Raw genomic sequence first — 12,321 nt, 5'->3', positions numbered from 1 at the left:
AAAACAGACGCCAGCCGAATTATCCAAGTGTATCACACTTTCCGCCTCCGGGGCAATCGCATCTTCAGGCCCGCATCCAATCCGTGACCGGACTGTTCAGGGCCTTATTGCCCGGACCCGGCCTTTTTTCTTTGGAATATAACGCCGTTCCGGATCACAGTTATCATCCAGCTCCCAGGTCCCCACCCGACCGTCCATATCCGGCTCATCGGACCAGTAGGTGCCGTCAACCTGGAAATCGCAATCGCCGTTTTGGTGCAGGTCAAAAATCATGTAAAGATCGTAGAGCTCCGTCACTGTGGGCAGGCGCCAGTCCGTGTAACCGGCCGTGGTCAGGCCCGCGACATAATCCCGGGCCTGCTCCAGGGACCCGAGGATTCTGCTTGTTTCGACCTGCCACATTTTACCGCTCCGGATATCGACGCAGGCGCCATTGCCCAGGTCTTTGAGACGCTGGCCCGAGGGCAGGGACAGCCCGACCACCTGCGAAGACGGTGCAGAGGCGCAGCCGGCCACAGCGAATACAAGAACCAGCCCAGCAAGGATCACATACAGTTTCATAAAAAAAACTCCTATACAGTACGTTGCAAAACCCCGTTCCGGGATTTGTTTTACGCCGGACCCATGAACGGGCAGCGGCAAGTCATATTTCAAGCCCCAGGAGGGCGCGGACAGCGTGGATACAGTCTTCCAGTCCGGCCCGGTTCTTATAAACCCGGGAAATCATGATCCCCCCCTCCATGATGGCCACCACAGCAGTGGCCAGGGACCGGGGCGACATCGACCCGACAGGAAGACCCTCCCTTAAGGCCTGCTCTATTTCTTGTTCCAGCAGTGCGATCCAGAATGAAAAAACCTCACGGATTATGGCGGCGAAACGAGTGTTCGTATCCGCCATTTCCAGGGCCGTATTGCCAAACAGGCAGCCCCCGACGAAATTCGCCTCCTGCATCAGCTCCATGATCACCCTGCAGGAATTGACCACCCGTGAGTGTGGATCTTCGCCCCGAAGGGATTCTTCCAGAATCTGAAAAAACTCATCCCGCGCATCAAGGAGCACCGCCAGCCCCAGGGCCTCCTTACTGGAAAAATGGTAATAGAGATTCCCCTTCTTGACCCCTGTGGCCTTTATGACGGCATTGATGCTCGTGTTGCGAAAACCGTTCAGGGTAAAAAGCTGCCTGCACTGTCTGAGAATATGCCCGCGAGTAACCTCGCCTTTTCGTTTCTCGATCATTTTTTACCAACCGTTTGGTACAAAATAAGAAAAACATATTGACCAGGGCCTGTCAAGAAGCTGTACCGCATCTTTTCCGGAAACATGGGCACAAACAGACCGACAACAGATCTATCGACCAGCCACCTTGCGACCATGAACCGGTGAAATCGTGCAGGAGACAGAAGAGATACATCGGTCAACCAACTGCTCACAGGCCGCAAGTCAGCCTGGTTTTCACGAAACACTCATCAGCTTGCCGACAGCTTCGACCAGATCGTCCAGGGTGTATGGCTTGGGCAGAAACAGGCAAAGACCTTCGCCAAGCATCTGTTCTATATCCGCGCTGCCGGCCAGGCCGCTCACAACGACTATCTTCTGATCCGGACGGATCGAGCGTATCATCTGCCCGGTCTCGCGGCCATTCATGCCCTCTCCCAGGTCCATGTCCAGCACAATCAGATCAAACTCCTCCTGCCTGACCTTTTCCACAGCTTCCTCTCCGGAAGGAACCGCCAGGACCTCATAGCCTGACATGGAGAGGATACTGGTGGCCAGGTAACGTAAATCTTCCATGTCATCAACCACCAGAACCGAGCCATTTTCCGTCCTGGACTCCGCAGGGGCAGACCTCTCCTCCCCGGGCCGCCGCTCCGGATCGGGATGGTCCGCTGTCACGGCCGGAAGATAAATCCTGAAAGTTGTCCCCCGGCGGTCACTTTCAACGATCACCACTCCGTCATGCTCCTGGACCGTATTCCAGACCACAAACAACCCCAGGCCCGAGCCGGAACGGCCGAGCTTTTTGGTTGAGAAAAAAGGCTCGAAGATATGGTTCAGTTTGTCCTTTGCGATACCAGGACCGTCATCCCTTACCTCCAGAACCACCAGCCGATCGGCCCTGACCCGTTCAGCGTCCTCCGGCGGAGGCCCGGTATGATTCCAGGTCCTTATCCACACTGTTCCCCGGCCGTCCATGGCCTCCATGGCGTTACCAACCAGGTTGGTGACAACCTTGACGATATGAGTCTCCGAACACAGACAAGGCCAACAGTCCGGCGCAAGCTCCGTTTTGACCGCACAACCAGGGAATCTGTTTTTCAGCTCGATATATTCAGGAGAAGACAGATACTCTTCAACCAGTACGTTGAGGACTTTCCTGTCCCTGACGAGCTGTATCCCGCGGGACATGGCCAGCAGGTCTGACACCACATTGGCCGCCCGCACCCCTGCACTTTCCATCCTGGCAAGCATATCCCTGTACCTTGAGTCAAGGGCTGCGAGCTGCTTGCGGAGCAGTTGCGGGTACACAACCAGGCCTGACAGGATATTGTTCAGCTCGTGGGCCACCCCGGCGGCAAGAAGTCCCATGGCCTCCAGTTTTTCGGCCCGACGCAGCTTATCCTCGGTCTCCCTCTGGGCGGTCACGTCTCTGGCGATGAACAGAATGCCGGAAAAATTTTTCAGGGGATCCTTCATAACCGAAAACTGTCCCTCGAGCACAATCCTTCTGTCCAGACCGGAAAGCGTCAGGGTGGAAAAATCCCGGCTGCCGTCGGCAACCTGGTCAAACATCTCTCCTGCCTCAGGACCTAACGGAGCGAGCAGTTTTCTCAGATGACACCCAACCATCTGATCCCAGGGAATCCCGAGCAGCCGTGCGGCCTCCTGGTTGGCATAGACCACCAGAAACGACTCGTCTGTGGCCAGGATGACGGTGTTGAGCGAGCCTTCGAGGACGGATTCCAGGTAGAACCTGTTCCTGCGGGCCAGATGCTCCATCCTTTTGCGCAACTGGATGCTCCGGGCCACAAGAACCATACCCTTGATCCTTTCCTGTTCGTCCCGCATGATGGTGATCGACACATCGAAACAACTGTCGATCTTTTCATAATAGACCTCCCGCACCGCAAGCTCGCTCCCCTCCCTTGCCAGCCGGGCCGGGCACCAGGACGGCACCTTGCCTGCTCCGCAGAGAAGATCATAGCAGAACAATCCATAGACCCTGTCCTCTGGCAGGGAAAGTGTCTCCAGCAATCTCCTGTTGGCCCTGACCACCCGGTAGGAAGGATCAAGAATCATGATGATTTCCGGAACCGCGTCCACGGTCTCGGCCCACTCCCTGCGCGCGGCCCTGGCGGTGGCTTCGGCCTGGAGACGGCCATCGGTCTCGATGGACAGCGACCGGGACATCCTCTTGTTACAGACCAGCAGGCCGATGGCAAGGAGAGCGACACACCCAAGGAAAAACAGTGTTGACCTGGCCAGAATCCCCTGTTCAAGCCTTGCAATCTCGGTCATATCCTGGAGCAGGACGATACCGGCCACAGGGCGGCCATCGAATCCTGCAAAGACAAGGTGGGAATGGAGGGCGTATGGATAATCACCGATCTCCAGGTCCGGAATCTCACGGTCAAGGGCAATCGTGGACGGCAAACGGGCAAAAAGTGGTCCTGCATCGCCGACCAGCGCATAAGTACCATGATCCGCCCGGGGTATGTCCGGGTCCAGGATCCGGGCAAGATCAGAGCGGATAATCAGGGCCGCTGTTTGCAGGCCCGCCCCCCCGGCAAGGGCGCCCGGCCCGAAAACAGCCCTTTCAGCACCCAGCAGGCCGACAAATCGCCCCTTGTCCTGTACCGGGACCAGGATCCGATGCACCAGTCCATGTGGGACCACGACATACCAGGAAACAGGACCGTCACGGCGGGCTAAAAGTTCAACCTGGGACCTGGGCAGCGCTTTCGGGCCGTTCCCGGCCACAAGGCGCCCACTGGTCCCATAAAGGTGAACCCGAACCCCGGCCATGGATAAAAGCCCGGCCTCACGGACTGCACGGTCAAACGCTCCGCTCCGGTCCCGCCCACCACCCGAGAGCAACCCGGAGACCTCCGGCCTGCGCTCGAGAAATGCCCCAAGCTGCCCCCTGACATCAAAATCCGGCAGGCCAACGAGTGTTTCCATGGCAGCATCAACCAGGGCCTCTGCCGAGCGTCTTTCCGCGGCGGCGAACCGTTTCTTCGTACTGCTGCTCCAAAAAAGAAACAGAACCAGAGACAACAAAAAACAGCAAAAACCGAAAACCAGAACCCTTTGTTGATCACCCATCGCCTTCAGCCAGCAAAAACTTGTATCCTCAAGGTCTGGTCAGACCCGGAATTTCGAGCTCAGGAGCCGCAGGTCTTCGGCCAGGCGAGACAACTCGAGCACGCTCTCCCGCACCTGCTCGCTGGCCTGGGTCATTTCCAGGGATGACTGGTTGACCGTGAGGATATCCCGGGCTATTTCCCCGGCCACTGCCGAGCTCTGGGCCGTGTTCTCGGCGACCTCCTGCAATCCTTCGGTGGCCTGGTTCATGTTCTCGGCAATCTCCCTTGAGGTGGCGGACTGCTGCTCCACCGCGGCGGCAATGGTGCCAACGATATTGTTGACCTCCATGATCACCGAAGAGATCTGCTGAATCTGGGCCACGGTCCCGGAGGTGGAGCTCTGGATCCCCTCTATCCGGACCCTGATTTCGCCTGTGGCTTCGGCAGTCTGCTTGGCCAGTTCCTTGATTTCGTTGGCAACCACGGCAAAACCCTTGCCGGCCTCGCCGGCCCGGGCGGCCTCGATGGTGGCGTTCAGTGCCAGCAGATTGGTCTGGTCCGATATCTCGGTGATCGTTTCGGTCACCTTGCCGATCTCGTCCGCGGCGCTGCCAAGTTCTCCGACCTTTTCCGAGGCTGTCCGCACGTCGTCAACCGCCGCAGTAGTAATGCCGCTGGCCCGGACAGTGCTCCGGGCGATCTCGTCCACGGCCTTGGTCAACTCACCTGTGGCAGTGGCAACTATTGAGACATTGGTGGTTGCCTGCTCAACCGCAGCCGCCACATTATTCATGTTTGCGCTCATTTCCTCGGCCGCGGCAGCCACGGTCTCGGCCCTGCTGCTGGTCTGGGCCGCGCCCGAGGCAACCTGCTCGGAGATGGCAGACAACTCGGTGGAGGACGAGGCCAGGGTGTCCATGCCTGTGGCGATCTGCCGGATCATCTGCCCGGTGTTGCGGACTATTCTGTTCATGGACAGTGCAAGCTGACCAGCCTCGTCCCGGCGCTCGATATCAAGCTGACGGCTGAAATCGCCCCCGGCCATCTTATCGGCAAATCCGGCGCAGCGGATGATCGGATTCTTGATGTCGCGGGTAAGAACCACCCCCAGCCCAATCGCCAGCAACATCCCGGCAACCGATGTAAAGACCAACAGACGTTTGGCCCGGGCCGCAACCAGGATACTCGATTGGGCCTTGGCCTGCAAAAGCTCCATGGCCTAGTCCGCCAACCTGTCCCCCTGGTCGATGACAGCGGCGGCCTCCTTTTCGAGCTTCCCGGCCAGGGCCGGATCGGCCTGACCGGGCCTGGCCATGGACAGAGACAGGTACCTTGCCACCCGGTCCGCAAGCTCCTGCAATCCTTCCTCCATCCCGGCAAGCTCCGGATACTTACCGGCCAGGTCTCTTAAAGCGGCTACACCTGCTTTGACCTCAGCCAGCAGGTCCCCGGCCTGGTTGACCGAACTGGTCCCGCTGCCAGAGCCGGAGGTGCGAGCCATGGAGAAATCGGCCAGCATCTCTTTCAGACCGGCCACCATGGCGATATACATCTGTTTCTGCTTAATGGCATTCTTTTCCAGATCACCCATGGAACGCCCGCTGACAAGCGCCTGAACCAGCATGACCAGAATCAGCAGCAAAAACGCCAGCCCAAGTTTATGGGCAAGTTTGATGTTTCCCATCTTGTTCTCCTTTTTTCGTAAAACATTCCGTCGGGGCAGACCAATCCCACTGACCAGGACTCAACCGCCCTGGATCCCGGGCCAGACCCGTTGGAAAACAGAACCGCATGCAGGACCAAAGATTAAAAACCTGGAGCCAGTGAAGAGGGCTTTGGGAAACCAACCAACCGGAGACAACGATCTTGTGGGCTTACAATGCGATATTTACTGTGACACGATACGAAATATCATTGGACAGATCAATGCTGGAATAATACCGGCAAACTACTGTCCTCCGAGGGAAACGGGCCAGGGTATATCATGAGGAAAGGACAGAGAGCAGGAAGGCGCGGAGATTTTTGCGGCTGTGAATCAGGCCGAGCTTTCGGCGCAGATTGTAGCGGTGCGACTCGACCGAACGCAGGGAGATACCGAGCCGCTCGGCGATTTCCTTGTTTCTCAGACCCTGGACCACAAATTCTGCCAACTCCATTTCCCGTGGGGTGAGACCAAGCTGATCAGCGCGGATCCTGGAAGGCAAATGCACTCTCGACACCTCGAGCTGGGCGAGAATCTGCTCAAGAACAACCTGCTCGCCGGGGGGCAGCACGGGCCGCAGCCGATTGACCAGCGGGGTTATCCGCTCCCTGAGCTCATCCATCATCCGGCCCTCGAATTCTTTTTTTATCTTCTCGATCCGCTGCAGGATCAGATCAAGGGCGTCACTTTGGCGGTCGAGCTCTTCCTCTCTCCGCCCCAGGAGCTGCCTGAGTTCTGCACAACGGCACCCGGCAACCTCTTCCCCGGCCCCGGATGCTGAACCACCACCTGTTGCCCTGGCTACGACCAGGATAAGCACAGCCCGGCCCTGTTCGTCGAATACAGGCAGACGCACGACATCAAAAGAAATTTCCCGGCCCTGTTCAAGGACAAAACGCTGCTGTTCAAGACAGAGTTTCTTGGCCTGCCAGGCCTTTTCATCGGCCAGACGCAGAGCCTGGGCCACCCGGAGATCACCGCGGCGGGCAATGATCCGGTCCAGATCCGCCCGGCCAAGAATGCTGCCAGGCTCAAGACCAAGAAGCTCGCAACAGGCGGGGTTGGCCAGCAGCCATCGTCCTGCCCGGTCCCTGGCGTAGATACAGTCACAGCTCAGCGCCAGAAGCTGAATCAGGTGCTGACGGCTGATTTCAGCCGGCATGACAACCTTGTCTGCCAGCCTGACCAACCTTGGCTCGACGGAGTTGAACAGGGAAAAGCCAGCCCGGCGGGCAGGCCCGCGGGACTCATCATCCGGCCTCATGTTCGGCACGATTCTTTTCCGCTCCATGGTGAAAATGTCTTGCAAAAAAGCTCACCGGAAAATCGAGAAAAAACACCCGGACTCCATCTATCTTCAAAAAGAATAATCATTATCCCCGCACCTGTCCATTACAGGAAACCGCGACCAACCCATGACATACAACGTTTTTATTATAATGCTTGACCGGCCCTGGCATATCAATACTGAAAAAACACTGAAAAACTACTGAACAATAACAGGGGAGACGAACAGGAAAGATATATAGGCCCGGCGGGAGAAGAAATGACCCGGAACAGGGAAGAGGACAGGTCCCTTGTGCAAACAGGACCCTGCAAGGAAGGATGAATACGGCACGGGCCGCCGAAAAACCTGATTCGGGGCGCATATGGATCGTGGCCGATTTCCAGGCGGCCCGGGCCGGCTTCTTACTTCAGCACTGGACGGGCACCCACGGGCTGAACAGGACGATTATTTGGAAATCCCATGGTGTCCGAGAACTGTTTCACCTGCTCTTTGGAGACAGTGACCGGATTCTTCATCACCAGCCAGAGAACACCCTCGGTACAGGGAGGAGTGGTCAGAGAACCATTGAACCGGTAGTACTCACGGTTGGTCGGCAGCAAGTCTTCCGCCTTGACCTGGGAGGCCATCGCCTCCTTGTCGCCGGGGTGTTTGGGCATCTGCTTCCACAGTTTGGCCATACCCTCGTTGGCCTCACCCGGAACATACATCACCGCGATAACGGCAAGCTTGCCGTTTTCATCCGCATGGACGAAATGGGACTCCATGGCAAAATACTTTCCGTCGATGGTGTTTTCGCTGGGGGCATGAAAATGAAACTGCTTGAGCTCAAAGGTTCTCCCGGCGACAGTAATGGTGGACCCGGCGGCATAATTGGCCTGGATCGCATGGCCGTTATTGACAATTTCGGTCGCCAGACCACGATAATCAAACCTGATGGGCTCAAGCTCGGCCTCGATAAAACCGGTGAGGTCTATGGGAGACTGATTGACCCCTTTGCCGCACATCTCGTAGGCCGGCTCAAGAGAGGCCCAGTGCTCCGGACCGACCTCTCCTGAATATCCCCAGTGCCCTTTGCTCCCATGAGGCGAAGCCAGGGCCGAGGTTGCGGCAAAGATGAACGCTGAAACAGCGACGGAACTGTAAAGCATTTTTCTCATTTTTCTCCTCCTTGTCAGAAATATTGCCTTACCTGAAAAAATGAATGAACACTCATTTTTTCACCCACCGCCATATAACCACTCAATACTTTGTTTTACAAGGGTTTATTTTGTTCCATGTGCAGCACAAGATCCAGCATTCTGTTGGAATATCCCCACTCGTTGTCATACCACGCCATGATCTTTACCGTGGTACCCAGAGCCCGGGTACAGAGACCATCGACAATGGAAGAATGGGGGTCGCCCTGGAAATCAATGGACACCAGCGGTTCCTCGGTATAGCGCAGGTAACGGCCGGCTGCTTCGCGAAGAGCGTTGTTCACCTCTTCCACCGTGGTTTCCCGCTCAACCTCCATCACCACATCGACCAGTGATACGTCCGGGGTCGGAACCCGCACCGCAAGGCCGTCGAACTTGTTTTTCAGTTCCGGGATCACCAGGGCCACGGCCGCAGCGGCGCCGGTCCTGGTGGGGATCATGGACATGGCCGCGGCCCGGGCCCGGCGCAGGTCGTTGTGGGGAAAATCCAGCAGCCGCTGGTCACCGGTATAGGCATGAACCGTGGTCATCAGTCCCCGTTTTATACCAAAGGAATCCTGAATAACCCTGGCCACCGGGGCCAGGCAGTTGGTGGTGCAGGAGGCATTGGAGACGACATGATGGACAGTGGGATCGTATTCATCCTCGTTGACCCCCATGACAATGGTCTTGACATCCCCCTTTGCCGGGGCGGAAATGATCACCTTGGAAGCCCCGGTATCGATATGGGCCTTGGCAGCCTCCATATCCCGAAACAACCCTGTGCACTCCAGCACATACTCGGCACCGAGCTCAGCCCAGGGAATATCGACCGGAGCGCGATGACTGGTGTAGCGGATCGTCCTGTCTCCCACCGCGATATGGTTTTCGCCCGCAACAACCTCCTGCTCGAAAACCCCCATAATGGAATCGTACTTGAGCAGATGGGCCATGGTCCTTATATCGGTCAGGTCATTGATGCCGACCACTTCGATATCCCGGAACGCTTCGTCCCTGAACAGGGCCCGGAATATATTCCTGCCAATGCGGCCAAACCCGTTGATTCCGATCTTTACAGCCATGATATCCTCCCTGGTTTTTTTCTGAATTGAGCATCCAAAGCCCCTTCTCATTATAGACACAAGGCAGCACCGCTTCGCACAAAGTCAATCCCTGTGGTGCCTACCGGTGCAGCAATATCCCGGCAGCCGTCTCACAATCCGAGAAGACGACTGTGGTCGCGGACGATGACACCAAGCTGCGCGACTTTCGCCAACGCTTCGTCACAGGCCGAATCTTCCTCCAGCGCTCGCTGGTACATGGTCAGGGCCTGACTGTACCACTGGCCGGCAAGATAGCTCCGGCCGGCGGCGCAGAAACCTTCCGCCGCATCGCCAGAGAACATGTCCGCCAGAAGCTGCCGGATATCTTCACCCCACAGCCGCCGCACAATGTCTTCCTGTTCAACGAGCAGCCGCACCACCAGCATATTGGAGCCCAGTGACGGCATCATCATCCGGAGTATATAGTTGGCCTGGCCAAAGAGAAACCCTATCTGTTCCAACTGGCCGGCCACGTCGGAGACGATCCGACCCACCAGCCGCCGGGCATCCACCACCGTGGCGAGCCGGGTCGGAGGTAGCACGGATAAACGATGGATAACCCCCCGCTGGGCCTCGGGATTCTCCTGCATGCGGAAAGCAGCCGGTCCATATGAGTTGAGCAAGTAAATATTTTCCTTAAGCTTCATGGCCTCGTGGAACACCGAGCCGACAAGCCAGTCCAGGAGGCTGCCGGAAACATCCTGCTCCTCTGTCTCGGGCCATACCCGATGGCAGAGATCCTTTAACTGCCACAAAGGCCCTTTCTCCGTTTCGCTGCCCACCAGGCTTGTCAAACGCTCCCACATGTCCCGGCGGACAGTCTCGACCTCCTTGTCACGCATGTCAGCACAGGAGGCAGTATTGGCGCACCTGGATACATAAACCTGATAAATACCCTGAAATGAAATAAAAACGTGGAAGAACCCGTCCACCACCTGGCGGACAAAATGATCTCGGCGCTGCTCGAACCAGTCCCGGGAGGAATTTTCAGCATGGATCTGCGAGGGAATATATTGCATGGCACAACCTGCCTCAAAGGCTGGGCGTTGGCCTGCCGGTCAATGACGACAGGCCAGCTTCATGGACTCCACGTACAGGGTCCGATACTTTCGGATCACCTGGCTCCAGGTATGGCGGGCATAAATCCGTTTGACTGCACTTTTCTGCATGGTACGGATTTTTTTGGGATTATCGCGATACAGTTCCAGCGCCCGCCTCATGGTCCGGGCCAGAGAGGTGGCGGAGTGTTCACTGTAGGCAAAACCGGTCTTGCCGTCCACCACCTTGACCAAACCACCCACGTGGTGAACAATAGGCAGGTTGCCAAGGAGCTGGGCAATATAATCGGTCAGCCCGCAGGGCTCGTACAGGGACGGAATCAGGAAAAAATCCCCTGCCGCATAAATCTTGTTGGCCAGGCCGGGATCATACCCTTCAAGAAAACAGATGCGTCCTGCCAGGGCCCGGGAGGTGGTGTGGCGGCGCAACTCCTCCTCCAGGACCGGATCTCCACTGCCAAGCAGCAGCAACTGAAAAGATGGATCCTTTTCCATGAGCGGTCCCACGGCCGCCAGCAGTACGTCCACCCCTTTTTGCTCGGTCAGGCGGCCGATGAAAGTGAAAAGCGGCATATCGGGATCACGCTTGAGGGTTCCGTGCTGGGCCACACGGCCATGTTTCCTGATCCGAGCCAGCCTCTCCAGGATATACTCCTTGCAGGCCCGCTTGCCGGCCAGATCACCGGTGAGGGGATCAAAGCCTGCGGCCAGCCCGAGCTTATCGGGATCACGGGGTGAAAAGGCTTCCGGGTCGATACCGTTGGTCACCCCGGCCAGGCGAACGCCCCGCTGGAGCAGCCGATGACCGAGCCAGCCGGTCCTCGCATCTTCACTGGTCTCCTGCAGCTCACGGGCATAGTTTTCGCTCACAGTATTGAGCACTGCGTAATCGGCCGCGGCCATAAAGGGATCGAAACTGGAACCGAGCCGGGAAGCAAGCACCACATGCTCGGGCAACCCGGTGACGGCCCGGGCAAAGGGCAGGTCATCCACTTCCTGATGATAGCCAAGCCCGCCATTGTGGATGGTCACCACCACGCCGCTGTGGCGAAAAAAATGCCGGACGCCTTCGAGCTCGCGCATCATGGCGGCCAGGGTGGCGGCATGACCGTCGTGGCAGTGAATCACATCGGGCGCTTCACCCTGGACGATCATCAGGGCCAGGGCGCTTTTCTGCAGAAGGATATTCATGGCAAAATAGTCATAATGCCCCGTGCCCTGCTTCTTCCACCCGCTCTGTTTCTCTTCTTCGGCTGTATAGGTATAGACCCCGAGTTTTTCCCGGTAGCGCTCTGACTCGACAAGATAGATCTGGACGCTTTCGAGCTCGCGATGCCAGAAGGAGACGGTCTCCCGCCGCTCCTCGGCAGTATAGTTTATATCGACTTCCAGGAGGTTGCGAAAAGAACCGCGGCAGGGCAGAATATCGCGCCGGGGCAACTCCAGAGGCTTGAAGCCAAGCCGGCCCGGCTTCATGAACCCGTAGCAGGGGAGAATAACCCGCACCTGAACCCCGGCCTCACCGGCCAGGGTCCGGGCCAGCTGCCGGCACACATCCTTGACCCCGCCGGCACCGGCCAGGCCGTCATATTCCCGGGTGACCATCCAGACGGTCCGAGGCCACACCTTGTCCCTGCGCCTGCTCTTTTCCTTCTTTTCTTTCGTGCTTTCTGTCATCGTTCCGACCCCA

General features: G+C 57.5%; 10 protein-coding genes. All 10 read right to left on the bottom strand.

Translation table 11 applies throughout. From position 1 onward, the window contains the following. Window positions 1-96: 96 nt before the first annotated feature. Window positions 97-561 carry an Lcl domain-containing protein gene (locus tag ACXJJY_RS09370; RefSeq protein ID WP_456387250.1) on the bottom strand — a complete coding sequence of 155 codons (465 nt, stop codon included), beginning with the start codon at window positions 559-561 and terminating at the stop codon, window positions 97-99. An 82-nt stretch (window positions 562-643) separates the two neighbouring features. Next, the gene (locus tag ACXJJY_RS09365) at window positions 644-1,237 is read right to left on the bottom strand and encodes a TetR/AcrR family transcriptional regulator (protein ID WP_456387249.1); all 594 of its coding nucleotides are present in this window, start codon (window positions 1,235-1,237) and stop codon (window positions 644-646) included. 216 nt (window positions 1,238-1,453) lie between these two features. Continuing rightward, complete coding sequence (locus ACXJJY_RS09360) at window positions 1,454-4,180, bottom strand: hybrid sensor histidine kinase/response regulator (RefSeq protein ID WP_456387248.1); 2,727 nt, start codon at window positions 4,178-4,180, stop codon at window positions 1,454-1,456. 183 nt (window positions 4,181-4,363) lie between these two features. After that, window positions 4,364-5,521 carry a methyl-accepting chemotaxis protein gene (locus ACXJJY_RS09355; protein WP_456387247.1) on the bottom strand — a complete coding sequence of 386 codons (1,158 nt, stop codon included), beginning with the start codon at window positions 5,519-5,521 and terminating at the stop codon, window positions 4,364-4,366. Window positions 5,522-5,524: 3 nt separating this feature from the next. Next, window positions 5,525-5,989, bottom strand: a complete 465-nt coding sequence (locus ACXJJY_RS09350; protein ID WP_456387246.1) for a hypothetical protein — start codon at window positions 5,987-5,989, stop codon at window positions 5,525-5,527. A gap of 298 nt (window positions 5,990-6,287) precedes the next feature. Continuing rightward, the gene (locus ACXJJY_RS09345; RefSeq protein WP_456387366.1) at window positions 6,288-7,271 is read right to left on the bottom strand and encodes a LuxR C-terminal-related transcriptional regulator; all 984 of its coding nucleotides are present in this window, start codon (window positions 7,269-7,271) and stop codon (window positions 6,288-6,290) included. Between the two features lie 425 nt (window positions 7,272-7,696). Further along, on the bottom strand, window positions 7,697-8,452 hold the full coding sequence (locus ACXJJY_RS09340) for a carbonic anhydrase (RefSeq protein WP_456387245.1): 756 nt from the start codon (window positions 8,450-8,452) through the stop codon (window positions 7,697-7,699). 95 nt (window positions 8,453-8,547) lie between these two features. Further along, a complete protein-coding gene (gene gap / locus ACXJJY_RS09335; RefSeq protein ID WP_456387244.1) occupies window positions 8,548-9,552 on the bottom strand; it encodes a type I glyceraldehyde-3-phosphate dehydrogenase in 1,005 nt (334 codons plus the stop codon). Window positions 9,553-9,683: 131 nt separating this feature from the next. Next, the gene (locus ACXJJY_RS09330) at window positions 9,684-10,592 is read right to left on the bottom strand and encodes a hypothetical protein (protein ID WP_456387243.1); all 909 of its coding nucleotides are present in this window, start codon (window positions 10,590-10,592) and stop codon (window positions 9,684-9,686) included. Window positions 10,593-10,631: 39 nt separating this feature from the next. After that, a complete protein-coding gene (locus ACXJJY_RS09325) occupies window positions 10,632-12,308 on the bottom strand; it encodes a glycogen synthase (RefSeq protein WP_456387242.1) in 1,677 nt (558 codons plus the stop codon). Window positions 12,309-12,321: the final 13 nt, after the last annotated feature.

It is taken from the genome of Desulfolithobacter sp., assembly GCF_054025815.1.
Note: the sequence above shows the minus strand (reverse complement) of the source record. Positions and strands in the feature narration are given on the sequence as shown.